Annotated in this window: 11 protein-coding genes; 2 read left to right on the top strand and 9 right to left on the bottom strand. The window is 39.6% G+C overall.

Annotation, left to right across the window (positions count from 1 at the left end; genetic code table 11):
- Positions 1-65 precede the first annotated feature (65 nt).
- Together ACIROD_RS13760 and ACIROD_RS13755 are read right to left on the bottom strand one after the other, a co-directional pair.
- On the bottom strand, positions 66-1,388 hold the full coding sequence (locus ACIROD_RS13760; protein ID WP_157831110.1) for an ATP-binding protein: 1,323 nt from the start codon (positions 1,386-1,388) through the stop codon (positions 66-68).
- A 197-nt stretch (positions 1,389-1,585) separates the two neighbouring features.
- Entirely contained in the window at positions 1,586-2,938 is a 1,353-nt protein-coding gene (locus tag ACIROD_RS13755; RefSeq protein WP_101224485.1) for a TrkH family potassium uptake protein, read from the bottom strand.
- 234 nt (positions 2,939-3,172) lie between these two features.
- On the opposite strand from ACIROD_RS13755, the gene ACIROD_RS13750 reads away from it, so the two are divergent.
- Positions 3,173-3,364 (top strand): alpha/beta-type small acid-soluble spore protein, encoded by a 192-nt coding sequence (locus ACIROD_RS13750; RefSeq protein WP_034314196.1) that lies wholly within the window; start codon positions 3,173-3,175, stop codon positions 3,362-3,364.
- Positions 3,365-3,420: 56 nt separating this feature from the next.
- Here the strand turns inward: ACIROD_RS13750 and ACIROD_RS13745 are convergent, their stop codons facing one another.
- From ACIROD_RS13745 to ACIROD_RS13730, 4 genes are all read right to left on the bottom strand, one after another.
- The gene (locus ACIROD_RS13745) at positions 3,421-4,674 is read right to left on the bottom strand and encodes an anti-sigma factor domain-containing protein (protein ID WP_402941603.1); all 1,254 of its coding nucleotides are present in this window, start codon (positions 4,672-4,674) and stop codon (positions 3,421-3,423) included.
- Complete coding sequence (sigI, locus tag ACIROD_RS13740) at positions 4,671-5,429, bottom strand: RNA polymerase sigma factor SigI (RefSeq protein ID WP_402941600.1); 759 nt, start codon at positions 5,427-5,429, stop codon at positions 4,671-4,673. Before sigI ends, ACIROD_RS13745 begins: the two co-directional genes overlap by 4 nt.
- A 354-nt stretch (positions 5,430-5,783) precedes the next feature.
- Entirely contained in the window at positions 5,784-6,566 is a 783-nt protein-coding gene (locus tag ACIROD_RS13735; protein WP_101224482.1) for a TerC family protein, read from the bottom strand.
- A gap of 259 nt (positions 6,567-6,825) precedes the next feature.
- Positions 6,826-8,385 carry an aldehyde dehydrogenase family protein gene (locus ACIROD_RS13730; RefSeq protein ID WP_402941597.1) on the bottom strand — a complete coding sequence of 520 codons (1,560 nt, stop codon included), beginning with the start codon at positions 8,383-8,385 and terminating at the stop codon, positions 6,826-6,828.
- 632 nt (positions 8,386-9,017) lie between these two features.
- Between ACIROD_RS13730 and ACIROD_RS13725 the strand changes: the two genes are divergently transcribed.
- A complete protein-coding gene (locus ACIROD_RS13725; protein WP_230177630.1) occupies positions 9,018-10,211 on the top strand; it encodes an FtsW/RodA/SpoVE family cell cycle protein in 1,194 nt (397 codons plus the stop codon).
- A 112-nt stretch (positions 10,212-10,323) separates the two neighbouring features.
- Here the strand turns inward: ACIROD_RS13725 and nhaC are convergent, their stop codons facing one another.
- From nhaC to ACIROD_RS13710, 3 genes are all read right to left on the bottom strand, one after another.
- On the bottom strand, positions 10,324-11,703 hold the full coding sequence (gene nhaC, locus ACIROD_RS13720; RefSeq protein ID WP_230177631.1) for a Na+/H+ antiporter NhaC: 1,380 nt from the start codon (positions 11,701-11,703) through the stop codon (positions 10,324-10,326).
- 228 nt (positions 11,704-11,931) lie between these two features.
- Positions 11,932-13,194, bottom strand: a complete 1,263-nt coding sequence (locus tag ACIROD_RS13715) for a response regulator aspartate phosphatase (RefSeq protein WP_402941592.1) — start codon at positions 13,192-13,194, stop codon at positions 11,932-11,934.
- 71 nt (positions 13,195-13,265) lie between these two features.
- Positions 13,266-17,465 carry a S8 family serine peptidase gene (locus tag ACIROD_RS13710; RefSeq protein WP_402941589.1) on the bottom strand — a complete coding sequence of 1,400 codons (4,200 nt, stop codon included), beginning with the start codon at positions 17,463-17,465 and terminating at the stop codon, positions 13,266-13,268.
- Positions 17,466-18,249 lie beyond the last annotated feature (784 nt).

Below are 18,249 nucleotides of genomic sequence, written 5' to 3'. Positions count from 1 at the left end.
TTATTACTTTTAAATTATATACACAACATTCAGATTTTTTCAACAATTAAATCATTATTTTCTTATCATTCAAAGCCCTGTACCTGGACCTTTTCTTTCCCACTATATTCCTTTTTTTGGACGGTGGGAAATATACATACGATTTTCGTACCTTTTTTCAGTTCACTTGTGATGAAAACTTTTCCGCCATGATTTTCGATGATTCTAAAACAAACGGAAAGACCCAATCCTGTTCCTGATGTTTTTGTAGTAAAAAATGGTTCTCCTACTTTTTGCAGGGAGTTTTCCGGAATACCCTCCCCTTCGTCCAAAATGCTCAAAAAAACTTCCCCATTTTCCCCATTTATGCTTACAAAAATATTTCCGCCATTCGGCATCGATTCTATGGAATTTTTTATCATGTTTATTAGTACTTGCTTGATTTGGTTTTCATCAAAGTACATAAAAATAGGTTCCGAATCATAATTTTTATGAATTTGAATATCGTTCAGTACGGCGTTTGTCTCCAACAACGTCACGACATGGTTGCAGCTTTCCTTTAAATCCTTCTCAAGAAAAACCGCCTCAGCAGGTTTCGATAGCAGCAAGAGTTCATTCAGCACTTGCTCAATTCGATTTATTTCCGAAAAAATAATATCATAGTACTCCTGCTTTTCGGCACCGCCATCTTTAATCAACTTCACGAATCCCATTATCGCTGTCATCGGGTTCCTGACCTCATGTGCAATCCCTGCCGCAAGTTGGGCAGCCGTTGATAATTTGCTTGATGTAATTGCCAAATGTTCGTTTAGGCTCACAAGCTTCTCTTCCGCATGTTTACGTTCATTGATTTCCGATAATATGCCCGCCGTCCCGATGAATTTCCCAGCGTCATCATAAATTAGTTTAACGAATGCTTCAACCCAACTTGTTCCCTTTTTCGCATTTAGTTTGATGTCCGCGCGAAAGTATTTATTCCCTCGATGAAAGGTGTCCGCAAAGGCCTTTAATACATCCTGATAAGAATTTTTATCCATATGTTTAGAAAAGTGAAGTCCCAGGGATTCATTCACGGTTGCACCACTCATCGATTTCCATGCCGGGTTTAAGTACAGCCAATTTCCTTTATCATCCGTCTGGAAAATAACCTCATTGAAGCTATTGACCAGTTCTTTGGAGTAATTGGAGATAATGCGATAACGCCCTTCGCTATCCTGCAATAAAGCAATCGTTTTACGTTTATGATCAAAGTTGGCACCCAAACACCAGGCTATGGTCAAAATTACGATTAAATATATTCCTGCAAAGGCGGAAAACCTGCGTTCTTCATGACCCAGCCACCCTATATAGGGCAGTATCAATATGAAGAAAAGGGCAGGGACAAAGATTCTTCCTGTATATTTCTTCACTTCTTCCACCTCCTTACCAAAATGATTTATACTTCATCTGATCGAATTCCAAGTAAGGGATTAAATTAGCATATCTTTTAAATAGAAATGGTGGAAAACTCACTTATAGGTAAATTTCAACATTTTATCCATGATTCCTGCAAACAACACAAAAAACCTTTCCACGGGTGGAAAGGTCATTGTTAAGCTTAAATCATTTACCCAATGATGACGCGTTCTTTTGGATAATGGAAATTTTCCGTAACTTCTTTATGGCCTATGATATACAGGAGGGAGGTTATCCCGACACGGCCAATGAACATAATGATCATGATGACAATTTTACCGGTATTGCTGAGGTCAGGCGTTATTCCCATCGAAAGGCCGACTGAGCCGAAAGCCGAACATACCTCAAAAATGATTTGCATCAAAGTGAAATTTTCGGTAATTGATAAAATGAAGACCGCCATTATGCAAAGGAGGGATCCCATGATCATAACTGCAGTCGCTTTTCGGATATCATCGGGGTGAATTTCCCGTTTGAACACTTTAATGGAACGCCTTCCTCTCATGAAATTCCATAAAAATAGAATCATGATGGCCAATGTAGTTGTCCGGATTCCTCCCCCGACTGAACTTGGGGATGCTCCAATGAACATCAAAATGCTCATCAATAAAAGGGTCGGTTCCGAAAAGTCACTCACATTCATTGTTGCTAACCCGCCGCTTCGAGTATTGGAGGACATAAATAAAGAGTAGAAGAACGATTCATGCCAGCTCTTATTTTTGAAGAATCCATTTATTTCCAGGAGGTAAATCAGGATCGTTCCCCCAATTATAAGGGAAAAGAAGGTGACTGAGGTCAGCTTCGTGAACAAAGAAAAATGAAACTTATAAGTACGGGCCCTATTGGACAAAAACTCTTTCAGCTCAATTAAAACAGGAAACCCAATGGCGCCAAGGGTAAGCAGGATAATCGTAATGAACTGTACAAAATAATCGTCTTTAAATGGAATCATCGATATACCGGTAATATCAAAACCAGCATTCGTGGTGGCACTTACGGCTAAAAATAAGCCATTTAAAAAGGCCTCTTTCCAGTCTGGAAAAAAATTCAGAAAGTAAATACCTAAAACGAGAGCTCCAATCATTTCAATTACGACAAATATCTGAATGATTTGGATCAATAATTTAACAAGGCCCGAAAGATTCGATTGATTTTGATCAGTCATGATCAATTGCCTTTCCTTCAAACCGATTTTCTTTCCCACTATAAGCCAGAAAAAAGTTCCGAGTGTCATGATGCCAATACCGCCAAATTGGAGAACGAACATTAGAATGAAATAGCCTACCTCATTATACACTTCAGGCAAACTAACAACTGTCAGACCTGTCACACTAACTGCACTTACGGCTGTGAATAAAGCATCCATGAATTTAAATTCCACGCCTGGCTTCAGAGCAACCGGCAAGCTCAACAGTACGGTCGAGATAGTGACGGCCAAAAAATAATAACCGACAATAAGCTGAGCTGGTGTTAACTTTGATAATATTTTTTTGATAGCAAACATAAAGAGTTTCCTTTCTTACTCCTATATAGTTATGTGAATCACATAACCATTAAATATCTAGTTTACCCTTTTTTCATTCTTTTTTCCATTCTCTTTTAAAACTGACTTACTTACAACAAAAAGGCAGGTTTACCAATAAGTTTGGTACTGCTCATATAAGTAAAACTCGACATTCTACTTATACTATCATTACAGCGGCAAAAGCCGTTGAAAAAGTAAAGGGGAGATTTAAAAATGGCTAACAGCAGTAACAATCTTCTTGTTCCTGGAATCGAACAAGCATTAGAACAAATCAAATATGAAATTGCATCTGAATTCGGTGTACAATTAGGTTCCGATACTTCAGCACGTGCCAATGGTTCAGTTGGCGGAGAAATTACGAAACGCCTTGTACAACAAGCACAATCTCAACTTAAAGGTCAATAATTCCTAACACAATTAAATATCCATGGCTAAGAGTCCAGCTGCATGCTGGACTCTTTTTAATCATTATGTCCATTTCCTTTTCCATTATTGCCGATACCCCTTTTCGACTTATCCCAATCTTGTTTATTTTGCTTACGCTGTTTTGCTTGCTTATCCCGATTAGCCTGCTTCACTTGGTTAGCTTGTTTATTTTTACTTTCGTGCTTTAAATGATCATTATTATTTTCTTTGGCTGAAGAAACTTTTTTCACATCGAACTTTTTATCATTCTTTTCATTTTTCTGCTTGTTCTTTGATTGGTTGCTGTGGTCGCTTTCGGATTTTCCTTTTGTCTCGTTGCTTTTTTCCTTGTGTCCATTTACTGCATCCCGTTTCCGTTTTCCAATTGTATCTTCCCGTTCATTTTGTTTCTTAATTTTGGTAACTTCCATACCCGCGTTTTTCCGTTCAGTCGGTTTGTCTTCATTGGCCTGCTTTTGCTTTATTTCAATTTCATTATTCTCTTTTTTCTTTTCTCCATCCGATTTGTTTTCCGTACTCAGCGTTACGCTCTTCTCTTTCGGATTAACACCCTTATCCTCGACTTTTTTATCTGGTGCTGGAGCAGGCTCCCTCTTATTGACTTTTACCTTATCCTTATCTTTATCTTCATTCAACTTCTTTTCGAGATACTTTCCAGTGGATATGCCTTGTTCCCTTGCTTGCTTCCGATCGCTTTTTGTTGCCTGGATCACTTTCATTTTTGTGTTAGAAACATTATCCTGCTCAGAAATTTCTTTTATCTCTTCTTTTAAATTCTTATCCAGTTCTTTATCTTTTTCCAATAACGTTGTGGAAACCACAATTTGTTTATTTCCTTTCAAATAACCAAGTTGCTTCGTCGTTTCAACGATCCGGTTTGTAACAGTCTTTATATCCTTGCCTTTCCAGTCCTTCAGCTGACCAATCACAAGCTTGCCGTCTTCATTTAAACCGGTAAGTTTGAGAACTTCTAAATCATCGTCAAGCTCCAATTCAATGCTTGGATTCACATCTATCGTCATATATGCCGACACAGGACCAGAGAAATAAGAAGGAAGAATCGAAAACAGAATCAAGAAGGTGGAGGCAATGCTTAGCACGGCCGTTTTTTTGAAAGATGAATGAAAATTGGAAAAGGCTAAAGTGAACTTTTGTTTAGCAGGTGAAAAAGTGATTTCCTCACCCACTTCATATACCCGTTCCTGCCTTTTGGTTTTCAGAAATTCACCCTCGGGGGTCAATAGGGTAACAAATCGCTTATTAACTGAAAGAATAACTCCTTTTTTCATTCATCGATAGCCCCTTTTATATAATCATTCAAATACAAAAAATCTCCGTTTATTATGATTGCCACAGCAATGATGTACTTTCTGTTCCGTTCAATCGTTTTTCTGCTTACTTCCACTTTTCCCTCAAGCTGTTTTACGGGCAGCCGCTTTTTTGCAAACAGGATTTCTTTCAGTTCGTCATCTTCCATTAACAATTTAGCGATCATAATAGCTCCCTTCCTGGCATCTGCATGTTTGGGAGAGTTTTCAACTAAATCCTCAAATGACAGACCAAAATCCTCTAGATGGCTTATATAAAGCAGAATTTCTTCTTTTCTTCTTTCCGATTCCTTCTGCTTCTCGTATTCATTGATGGAATTTTCATTATCGATATATATATGGCTCTGCTCATTATCATCATTCAGTGATAAATCCAATAGGACTTCTTTTTGTTTGGACTGGCTTCTTATATAATCTATAACCCTTCGTTTAACGAGGGTTTCGGCAAATGCCAATAAAGAACGGCCTTTTTCCGGGGAATATTTATCGATTGCCTCGTTAAAAGCAATCAGTCCAATACTGAATTCATCATCTGATTCATATATGTAACGTTTGCAAACCGATGACACAGTTTTCGCAATAAAAGGTTTGAATGACTCTATGGTATCATTACGAAGGCTATCATTACGAAGGCTAATATCGCCTTGTTGAATTTTCAATACGGTTTCTTCTAAAGAACGCTTTTTTTTGAATGCTGTAAACAACAATCCAAGCATTTGCTCACCTCGCTCCTGTTGAACATAAAATACGCATCAACATACTTATCTTAAGCGGAGGGAGTCTAAAAGACAGTACCAAAAGAACTATTTTTGCATTAAAAATTAAATCACATAATATATCAACATGATAAAATACTTAGTTTTTTCTCGTTTATTACAGTGCAATTACAGTAAGTTATCTTTTTCCTGATTTTTGTCCAATACAATGGGACATTTGTCATTTTTATAACCGGAATTTAATATTCACATCTTTTAACATATCATTCGTAAACATCCCTGCGCTTTTGAGGGTCATCTCCAAAAATACATGAAAAAGCAAAAAAAACAGGCGTGACCAGCACGCCTGTTTTTTTAAGCTTCCTGTATTTTTTTCTCTTCTTTTTCTTTTTTTTCTTTTTTGCTTGAAATGATCCATGCACCTGCTGCAATTCCAATCAAAACGACCCAGAAAATCGATTTCCAAAGAGTTGATTCAGGGAAATGATGATCGATGATAGCCAGTGAAGGGTGTGCGAGTGTGTGTACCGCCAACTTCACTCCTACCCAACCCACTATCAAAAATGCAGCCGTTTCTAGGGAAGGACGCTGATGAAGCAACTTCACGAACCCATTTGCTGCAAATCGCATAATGATCAATCCAATCATGCCGCCGAGGAACATGATAGCGAATTGCCCTCCGTCAATACCGCCGACTTTCATCCAGCCTGTTTCAGGAAGTGTAACAGCCAGTGCGACAGCAGCCAACATCGAATCGATTGCGAAAGCTATATCAGCCGCTTCAACCTTTACCACGGTCATCCAAAAGCCGGATTGCTTTTTAGGTTTCGTGATTTCCTTCTCACCTTTACCAGCGTATTTTTTGTAAATGTGCTGAAAAGCAATGAAAAGTAAGTAAATCGCACCGATTGCTTGAACTTGCCACACCTCGACAAGAAAGGAAATAAGGAATAAGCTTGCAAAGCGGAAAACAAAAGCTCCCATCAAACCATAAAACAAGGCTTTTCGCTGTTGTTCTTTTGGCAAATGCTTAACCATGACAGCCATGACGACCGCATTATCCGCAGCAAGTATCCCTTCTAATCCAACCAAGATAAGAAGGACCCAGCCATATTCCAATAATATTGATGCTTCCATCCATTCAACCTCCAATAGTTAGTATTTCCTTCCTACTGGCATTGGCAAAATAAAAAGACCTCTGCCATATAGGCAAAGGTCTTGCTGAACATGAAAACATGTCAACAAAGCCGATGAATGTTTAACATTCACGTAATGACGACTTTGTTTTAGGGCGAACCCTAACGCTACTCCCCTTTGAAAAGGAAAATCAGTTATTAAGTATATTCATAGTATACGCGCTCGTTATGAAAATAACAATCTTTTTTATAAATGGATTTCATTTTCTGTACCCTTTGGAAATTTTAATCAATCGCAAATATTCTTTGCCGAAACGAATCCAGTTCGGTTTGGCAGAAAAGTAGTTCTGAAACAGCGATAAAAAACTCGTGTATTTCCCTTCATATGGATACCATTGTATTTCTGTATTGTTTTTACCTTTATCGATCATGATCGCTTTTTCATGGCAGAAAATCTTTAATCCATGCTCGCCATGATAGCGGCCAACCCCGCTTTGTTTGGCACCGCCAAATGGTAAATGATGATTAGCAACCGTTATCAGCACATCATTGATCGTCACCGCCCCTGTTACTAACCGAGACGCAATTTTGCTTGCTTTTTCACTATCCATCGTCCAAACGCTGGAATTGAGTCCATATTCACTTTCATTTGCCAGGGCGATCACTTCTTCCTCCGTATCAAAAGGCACAACAGGCAACACTGGTCCGAACGTTTCTTCTTTCATGATTTTCATGGAATGATCGACATTGGACAGAATCGTCGGCGGAATGAAATGGGTCTGTCCCGTTTTCCACTCTTTCGGAGGTATTCCGGCTTCAAATACGGCCCCCTTATTCAGTGCATCCTCCAGTTGTCCAGCCACAATATCAACTTGTGCCGGGAAGGTCATTGAACCGATGTCATCCTGCGAATGCACCCCCTGCCTCATGGACTTCGTCTTTTCTTTAAGAAGCATGAGGAATTCCTTATAAACAGGACGTTCCACATAAACCCTTTCAACACTCATGCACACCTGCCCGCTATTTGTAAAAGCCCCCCAAAGCGCCCCGTTAACAGCCCGTTCCAGGTTGGCATCACGCAGAACGATCATCGGATCCTTCCCGCCAAGCTCCAAAGTCGTTGGGATCAGTTGTCTAGCTGCGACCTCACCAATCATTTTCCCAGTCCTTACAGATCCAGTAAAAAATATATAATCAGGCTTTTGCTCAGTTAATGCCGCACCCAGTTCTTTTCCTCCATGGGCAAACTGTATAATTCCGTCTGGGAAACCAGCTTCAAGAAACAGCTTTTCGATGCAAACCCCAACTAAAGGTGTTACCTCTGAGGGCTTGGCGATGACTGCATTTCCCGCTGCTAGAGCATTAAGAATGGGTACCATTGAAAGCTGCAGCGGATAATTCCATGGTGAAATGACGAGTATCGTTCCACGGGGCATATATTGGATATAAGATTTTTTTCCAATTAACATGAGCGGAGTGGTGACCTTTCGTACGGAAAGAGTTTTCAATGCATGTTTCTCGATATGCTTTATTGCATCAATCGTTGGCATGATATCAGCAACCAGCGCTTCAATTTTCACTTTTCCCGTATCTTTTGAAATGACTTCAGCTATTTCATCCATTTTTTCTACCATCAATAAACGAAGCCGTTTTAAATAGTGCAGCCGTTCCTTGATGGAAAGATTCGACCATTCTTGGAACGCATGTCTTGATTTCTTATATATATGAGGAATCGACTTCAATGGCGTTGGCACGATTTCCGCAATCTTCTCACCTGTTGCCGGAGAAAACACTTCCAGCTTGTCATATATCTCTTCCATAACTACTCCCCTTGCTTAACCTTATTTTTATTGGTACTCCCCATCATTCTTATGCTTTTAATTAAGATCGACCAAGGAGGTAGGCCTTCCCTAATTCACTAAACGTAACGTACGAGGTTTTTCCACCCCTCTTTATATCATGCCAGAGACGCAGGAGCCTGTATAATATAATCCATTGGAACCAAGTTCACAACCGGTTCGCTCTCTTCATTAAATCCCTGCACCATTCCGTGCCACATAACCGGGGCTAAAATAAGTATACCTTTTAAGATGAGCCACTCTAACAAATTTGTCTACAGTATCCACTTCATCACATCAGGTTTTTCCATAAATAACCTTAAATAGTAATCTTCCAGACTTAAAGAACCGCCAAATGGAATATATAGTAAAAATTTTTCAGTTATTAAAAGGAGTATTCACGTTTGCTATCGAAGGTAATGTATAGGAATCCGAATTGGGCTATTAGCAAAAAGGAAATCCGGCAGACAAGTTTCTCGGTTTTAGTGTTTAATATTGGTTTATGGAGGATAAATTCATATATCGAATAAAAATTATTATCTATATAAACGATTTTCCGTTACTATATAAGAAGGCGATTTTTTCGCGCATACATATTTGAGGTGAGCGCACAAGTGAAAAGAATAATTAAAGCATACGACTTCCCTATTTTCATCGCTGTCGTATTACTCTGTTTGTTTGGTTTAGTCATGATTTACAGTTCGAGCATGATTACTGCTGTTGCTCGATACGGCATGCCTATGGATTTCTTCTTTGAGAAACAAAAAACGGCCTTTCTCATTTCATTCGTGGCAATGATCGTCACGATGATTCTTCCTTATAAGATGTACAAAAACAAAATGTTCTTGATGTCTATGATGTTTGGAATGGCCGGTATCCTTTTGCTCCTCTTTATCTTCGGCCATACAGCAGGAAATGCCACAAGCTGGTTCAAATTAGGGACAAAGTCGATTCAACCCGCTGAATTTTCCAAGTTAGCCATGATTATTTATTTGGCAGCCATTTATGGAAAAAGGCAGGATCGAATCAATAGTATTGATAAAGCCGTCATCCCGCCGATTTTCTTTCTTGTATTCATATGCTTTTTAATCGGAATACAACCTGACTATGGAACGGCAGCGGTCATTTTCCTGATTTCAAGTACCATGATCATTTCATCCGGTATGTCCTTTAAGAGTATATTCAAACTCTCTTTGATTACTGCGATTTTCGTTGCCATATTTGCACTAGGTGTAATAGTGACAGGGAATTTTTCTTCCGTTCTTTCTGAAAATAAGATGTCTCGTTTTACGGGGTTTGCAGATCCTTTCGGAACGGCAGGAGAAAGCGGATATCAACTCGTAAATTCACTTTTCGCGATAGGATCCGGCGGCCTTACTGGAGTGGGTCTTGGTGACAGTGTACAAAAATACGGATACCTGCCTGAATCACATACTGATTTCATCATGTCTGTCATTGCAGAAGAGCTCGGGATATTCGGAGTGGGGTTCGTTTTATTGACACTAGGTTTTATCGTTTTAAGGGGATATGTACTTTCAGCAAAATGCAAGGATCCATTTGGAAGCCTTTTATTGATCGGCATCTCATCCATGATCGGCATTCAAGTCGGCATCAACGTTGGCGGAGTGACTGGACTTATCCCTATTACAGGGATCACCCTTCCATTCATCAGTTATGGAGGATCTTCCTTACTGCTGCTCATGCTTTCAATGGGCATATTCCAAAATGTCGTTATGCGAATGAACTTGCTTGAACAGAAAGAAAAGGTCGTGTCCATCCCAAAAGATGAGATTGCGTCCTCAAAATAATCGTTCAAATACCCCCTGACATTTCTGTTCATGTCAGGGGGTCCCCTTCTCTATAAGGTTATGGAACTTCACATAAAAAAACAGGCAGTCGAGACCCGACCGCCTGTTTTTTTTATTTATAATGGATACCGATTTTCGTAAAGCCAGAAATCAGACTGAGTAAAGGACAAAGCAGGCAGAAGAATGCAAATGGGGCATATTCAAGGGTTGAAACACCCAATACCTGTGTCAGGAATACACCGCAGACACCCCAAGGAACCAGAGGATTCACAACTGTTCCCGCATCTTCAAGTACCCTCGCAAGCGTTTTGGGCTGCAAGCCTAAATCTTCATATTTCTGCTGAAAGGCTTTCCCAGGCAGTATAACTGACAAATACTGTTCACCCACCAGGAAATTAACGCTGATTCCTGCAAATACAGTAGCGGAAATCACTTTCGCTACACTCGTCAATGAATCCTGGATCGCTTTTAAAATAGAAGGTATGACTCCCAATTCGAACAATAGTCCGCCCATGGCCAATGCCAACAACACCATCGAAACGGAGAACATCATACTTTCAATTCCTCCCCGCGATAAGATTGAGTCAAGTTGATCCATTCCACTCTTGAGTACAAATCCGCCGTATAAAATATCTGCCAGTTTTGCAACCGTCAAATTAGGCGTTTGAATGAAAGCGATGATGGCTGCCGAAATGATTCCTGCCGACAATGTCGGAATGGCTGACACCTTTTTCAAAGCCATGATTAGAACGATGACAAACGGAATCAAACTCCATATGCTTATATTCGTTTCCATTTCCAAGGCTTTGGTCATGGCTTCGATTTCCTCAACACGAGCAACTTTGACATTCGGTGAAAGGAAGTAAAAGATGATAAGTGATATTAAAAAACCTGGAATCGTAGTCCAAAGCATATTATTAATATGTTCAAATAATGGTGCTCCAACCGTTCCAGATGCAAGGTTGGTAGAGTCGGATAATGGAGACATTTTATCCCCAAGAAATGCACCGGAAATGATTGCACCGGCTGTAATCGCCAACGATAAATCCATCGCCGCCGCCATACCTATTAAAGCAACGCCGATAGTGGCTGATGTTGTAAGTGAACTCCCGATACAGAGCCCAATTAGCGAACACACCAAAAATGTGATTGCATAAAAATATTCACCAGAAATCCAGTCAAACCCATAGAACATGATGGTAGGGATCGTCCCGCTTGCCATCCATATGGAAATCAGCATTCCAATGAAAAAGAATATATAAATGGCTCCCATACCAGTACCTGCACCTTTGACTATAGCCGCCTCCATAATTGAAAATGGCAGCTTCTTGATCTTCCCATAAACAAATAAGAAAAGGATTGCCGCTATTATTGGAATATGGGGGGCAAGTCCATAATGTATGATACCAGTTGCAATGATTAAGAATAGAATGGCCAAAACCCCAATTGCTTCAAGTAAGGAGAGTTTTAGCTTTGCATCTTCAAGACGCATGATGTTTTTCCCCGCTTTCAATGTTGTATATTCTCTGAGGTAAGGCTAGGACCTTTTCACTCCTCACAATTACTGAAACGCTTTTAAGCACTAAAGTACTAGCTAAATATATAGGAGTTTCAGGAGATTGTCAAAGGAATAATTTAGTATAATTCGATTTTATCAGTGATACTTCTCTCCACTGATACAACGCAAACCATTACCAAGCTCCTTCCGATAGATATATGTTCAATTCATTCCATCATAATGACTTTTATGTGATTCGATAATTATTTGGGCTAATTGCAATGCCTTGGTTGTCTCATTGATCTTTACTAAATAATGAAACAGTTTTTTCTCATAATGATCGATCAGGACTATGTAGCCTGTTTTCCTGAAAAAGGGCAAAGCTTCTTCTTCTATTAAACGGTAGAATTTTTCTTCCTCTTCCTGGATTGCATATAGATGCAATTGAAAATAAAAGGGTGGCATGCCATTATGTTTTCGGGCAAGTCTCAATCCTTTTTCAGCTAGGTCCGTGATTTCTGTATCATTCAATAACTTTCCTTTTATCGCGTTGTTGATGTATCCATCCAAAAACATCGTGTAAAAAGGATTATCTTCATCAACGAGCAGAAGCGCCCTTTCGTATAATTTTCTTGCATCAGCAAACCTTTTCCTTCTATAACATTCGAAAGCAAGATTGTTAAGGAGCTTGGATTTTCGATCATATGCCTGACAAGCATCACACATCTTGATTAAGGAATCGTATTTTTTCTTGGTTTCCTCAAAGTCGTGCAGCTCCCTTGCGTTCAATTGAACAAGCATCATCGTTTCGGTATCGATGATTCTTAGGACATTCAATGTTTTATGAAAATAGGCTAGCGCTTTTTCAGCATAATAGTATGATGCAATATTTGAATGTGTTGAATGGTGTGCCAGTGCAAGATGATAATAATATTCATTGTGATGGTATCCAGAATGATCAATGCTCGTAAGGATGTTGATGCAATCTTTGTATTGTCCGGTCAGGAAATAATAGATGCCCATGATATGTTTTAAATAATTGCGTTCGTACGATGAGAGCTGTGACTCTTTCCCTTGGATAATTTGTATCCCTTCAAACGCTTTCTCCGGAAGGTTCATGAATAGATGGTACCTTGAGAGGATTAAATTATAGGATGCATGAAAATCAGGAAGCTCTTTAAGCGGCTCATCTTCTATTTCTTTTTTTAACCTAGCTGAGTCTTCCGTCTGTTGTGAAATCAAAGCATTCTGCCACTCATCAAGTTTTTGGCCCAATAGATGATATTTTCTGACCTCTTCTTTTATATTGATCTGCAGCCTCTCGGATAACAGGGTTATCATCTCTTTGGAATACTCGGTAATCCCTCGTTCAATCTTGCTTAAATGTGTAATGGAACAAATTCCTTGTACCAGCTCCTTTTGTGTCATTTGGGCTTTTTCCCGATAAAACTTAATGATTTTACCCTCCACCAAAAATTCCCCCATGCTAACTTTTTCCTCCAATTATAGCAAAATGGTAAAAGCCCCAGGAAAATATATTTTTCCTGGGGCAAATGCTATTGATTCGTTTCTAGTCCAATCAGGCGTAAAAAGTATTCCAAACCTTTATTGCCAATCTTTTCTTTCGGTACTTTATTTTCTGGTGCATCCGGACCTTTCGTCAAGAAATTCTTCTCGACATATCTGACGTCGAATTCATCGACGGTACCGTCCTGGTTGATATCTTCCTTGATGACGGATTTATCCTTGATACCATATGCATCGACGACTTCCTGAATATCTTTTATGTCTATGACTTTATCTTTATTGATATCCCCCGCTAGGTTCAGATTTGGTCTGAGTCTTATATTCTGTCCTAATAGAGTTCCGTCTTTTTCTTTACCTGGAACGAAATTTGTATGGCTCTTGAGATGTGATGGCGTTTCAACGACAAGCGTATATTCCTGGTTAGATGCAGGGATCCCTTTGATCGAGAATTGACCCCAATCATCAAGTGTTCCCGAGTATTTTTTCCCTGCTTTGGATTGCGCATAAACTTTCACACCGATTTTTGTGATATTACCTGGCTTAATATATCCTTCCTCACTTAAAAACGCTTCTGGAGAAATCGATCCGTTCAAAGTTGAGTGCTTAGAAATGATTTTATATCGGTCAACACTGTAATATGGAAGATTGGTTGCAGTATTGCCCCCTTGTTTTATATAAGAAGCTTCTCCTACATCCATTCCCGCATATAAATGATAAAAGGTATCGTCGACAAGTTTAAAGGATACATCCAGTAGAGGCATATCTCCGTTTAAACCTTTAAATGCCTTTCCTGTCAATTCAGCGCCAACCTTGACTTCTTTAGATTGATTATCATCATTAACGACAGGTTTGGTTAAAGAAACATTTAACCCTTTTTCTTTTGCATATTTTTTTATTTTACTGGAAAGTTTAGCATTTTTAAATTGATAAAGCTCACCTTCATACTTGATCGTATATTCTCCTGAAAGGAACTGTTTTACATTATTGACTGATAAAGTCATGGTAAAGGTATCATCCTTTTTCAGCACTTCTTTATCATAGTTTAATGTGACATATTCAGTCCCTTCTTTTAAAAACACATAATCTTGAGGATTCATTGCTGTTGCCATATCTGTAGTTGCCAACCTTAGATAAAGTGCATCATTTGCAATATCACTTTCTTCGATTCCGAATTTCACATTTCCATCAGGATCGATTGGGAATTCCCTGCCAAAATATGCGTATTTGCTCGTGTCGTAAAACATAGTATTGGAAGTTTGGTCATAGTCCAAACCTTTCTCATGAAGTACTTTTACTGTCGCATCATTGACATTTCCGTGTACATAGAAAGCCTTCTGACCATCTTCTTCGGTAAACATCGAGTCATTTATTTCATATACTCCTGGTTCTTTGTCCCATTTTACGTCTGGAGGGGTGTTATCGACTATTGCAGCAGTACCAGCTGAGTAAGTTTTTCCCGACTCATCTCTTCCTATGAACTCTAGAGTGTAGTCCCCTTCTTGAAGTTTCTTATACGTATCGGAAATCGGATGCTCTGGATCGTTTGTAAATGGATATACATGACCAGTAAACGCAAAAAGAATATAATACGGTCTATCTGGTTCGAACCTAGAAGCATTTAGGCTCCCTACGTATCCTAATGGTTTATCTGACTTCGTATCTTTTAGGATAACATCCACTGTTTCCATTGGACTTTTCAGCTGAAACATAGCATTCATAAATGGGTTATAGTATTGCCAAAACGGGAAATCATTAGCAATGGATGGACTGTCCGTTTCAACGTAATCAATACCTTTATCCGTTACTGTGATCGAAAATGGAACTTGATACGTTTCTTCATCATTTTCAGAGTTTGTGATGTGAAGGTACCCTTCATATGCCCCTTCTTTTGCATTTGCCGGTACGCTGATAGTTGGTTCAATTACTTTGGACTTACCTTTAGCCACAGTAACCGACTTACTCACTTTTACCTTTACGCCATTTGCATTGGCATCTTGTACACCTTTTATATTTTTATGGTATTCAACATCAATGGTATATTTTTTCTTTTTCCCCTTATTTTCAATTTCCACTTTTTTCGTGAGTTCAATCGCTTCATCATTGTCTCTTATATATTCCCGGCCAAATGCAAGTGAGCCCGTTTCCTCGTTAATTTCTGTCGTTTCATCACCTTTGACAATTTCGGTTTTATCCAATACTTTTATCGAAGTATCCACATGCACGGCATCATAGGCATCAATACGGCCGGCTCCAACTTCATTCACCGAATGATCTTTTTGTAAATCAACGGATGTATTCATGAGAGCTTCTTTCACATCAAACGGGTCATAATCCCCGTGTTCTTGTAATATTAATGCAGCGACCCCCGCAACATGCGGTGTAGCCATTGATGTACCTTGCATACGTCCATACGATGATGTGTAATCAATCCCTTCATCTGGACTATTGATATATTCCGGCTCAGTGGAGAAAATGGCTACGCCTGGCGCTACAATATCTGGCTTAATATCGTAATTTCCGTTAACTGGACCTCTGGAACTGAAGTCTGCCAAATTATCTCCGACTGTTTTTGTATTCCCTGTATCTTTAAATGTAAGGGATCCATTTTCGATAGCTTTTAATTTTTCCCCATCTTCTTTGGTTAATCGAAAAGTAGGGATAAAGTCGGTTCCTTCCCCAACATATGAGGTGATTTCTCCATCCACATTGTTATAGATTATAATTGCTTTTGCCCCAGCTGCCTTTGCATTCTTTATTTTCACATCAAACGTAAGGGTTCCCCGTTCAATAAGAGCGATTTTATCTCGAACATCTTTTCCTTCAAAATCGCTTTCCTGTCCAATGCCGGCATAAACGACCGGAAACGATTGACTAGTTAAGTCTTCAATCCGATCCGAAAAGTTTTTGCCTAATAGTTTCATGTTTTCAAATGTATATTTTCCAGCACCAGCAGTTATGGTAGGGATCTTCATGGCAGAATCACTTGCCCCAACTGAAATGCCAAGGGCAGCTGTTCCAGGAGAGCCTAAAGTTTTCTCACCTGGCCCCGCATTACCGGCAGCAACAACGGAAACAACTCCAGAAAGCATTGCATTGTTGATCGCTACAGAAGTAGGATCAAGCGGATCATTGACAGATGATCCGAGTGATAGATTCATGATATCCATACCATCACTGACTGCTTTATCAATTCCTGCTATTACACCTTCATTGGAACCGGAACCATACGGTCCTAACACACGGTATGTATAGAGGTCAGCTTCAGGAGCAACACCTTTCACTGCATAATCCACTTCATTTGTTTTTGTTGCGGCGATCGTTCCAGAAACGTGTGTACCATGAGCTGTATAGTAAGCAGAACCACTGCTGGTGAATTCCGGTTGACCGGATGATTTCCAATTTTCATAGGTTGTCTCCATCGGATCTGCATCATTATCGACGAAATCCCAGCCCTTAACCGATGAAGGCTCAATGTCCTTAGGATTCTCACCTTCTTTACTTCGGTATCCTTTATATGCATTGGTTAAATCGGGGTGATTGTAATCGATGCCAGTATCAAGGACACCAACTTTAATCCCTTTTCCCTTTATATTTTCTTCATGAAGTTTATCTACTCCAATTTGAGGAATGCTATCAGCCATTTTTGGAGTGATCCCTTTTTCTTGAACCGGGAGCTCCAATTGGATTTTTGCATTATTCCAGATTCGTTTAACTGTCCCTGATTGAAGTAAATCTTTTACCGCAACTCCTGGCAACGTCATGGAAACGCCGTTAAATGCATGTTTATATTCTCTGTTTATCGCTAATTTACTGGAATCATACTTGGATAAATCTTTTTTCTTTTTCAAAGATTCAATATAGCTTTTAAATTCTTGATGTGACTGATCTACGTTATTTTTTGCAGAAGCAATCGTCATTTTTTTCCCAAGCACCGCTTGTTTTTTGACCGCGACCTGTGCAGGAGCTTGTTCGAACTCAACAATAATGGAAACCAGCTCCGGGCTATTTGTTTTTATATCTGGAGAAATGGTGAAGTTAGGACCAGCGTTCAGCTTCTGAATCGCTTGTCGTTGCTCCTTGGATAAGTTCGATAAAATGTCTTCAATATTTTTATGGGTAATCGTCACTTCTGGTTTCTCCGCCAATGGATGAATCGAAAAGGTTGTAGATAGAAGAAGCCCGGCAGCGAGGGTGCCTGATAAAACAAGTTTCCCTTTAGAAAATTTCATTTTTCCATTCCTCCTTATTGTTTAGAAAATTTAGTATCTTCCGTTAAATAATAGAGGATAAATGGTATTGGTGTAAATTGGGGTAATGCTCTTGGTTGTATCTCCCTATGGTTCCATGATCTTTATGTTAAATATCATGACAATTGGAGTGGCAGGATGGATTTCATGGTTCCATTCCTAATTGGCATGAATCAAGTGTAGGACAAGCGAACTAGAATGATAGAAGTAATTACCCCACATTCCCACGAGAAAAGTCTGCTGAGGCCATCATGAGGCTCTCGGCACTAGTCATTCCCTGTCTATAAGGTCACCCGTAATGTAAGCGATAGTTATAGTAGAATTAAAATATCTCCAGATAATGAAAAAATCTCTTGTATTCATAACACACGGGGTTCGAGTTTGTAGACAAATGGGGGGCTATCTAAAATTTAAGACAAAGTAGATTGGAACGGAAGGTGCGAGACTCCTGCGGGAAAAACGCGTCCAAGGGAGAACCCACAGACGCAAAGGCGTCGAGGAGGCTCCCGGACCGCCGCGGAAAGCGAGTGCCTGTAGTGGAAACCAACGTTCGGTTTTTCACACAAAAAAAACTGTAGACAAAGGGGGGCTATCTAAAATTTAAGACAAAGTAGATTGGAACGGAAGGTGCGAGACTCCTGCGGGAAAAACGCGTCCAAGGGAGACCCCACAGACGCAAGGCGTCGAGGAGGCTCCCGGACCGCCCGCGGAAAGCGAGTGCCTGTAGTGGAAATCAACGTTCGAGTTTTTCACACAAAAAAAACTG

The sequence above is a fragment of the Peribacillus sp. NPDC101481 genome (assembly GCF_044767165.1).
In the GTDB taxonomy this organism is placed as follows: Bacteria; Bacillota; Bacilli; order Bacillales; family DSM-1321; genus Peribacillus.
The sequence above is the reverse complement of the archived record's forward strand: the minus strand, read 5'-3'. Positions and strand labels throughout refer to the sequence as shown.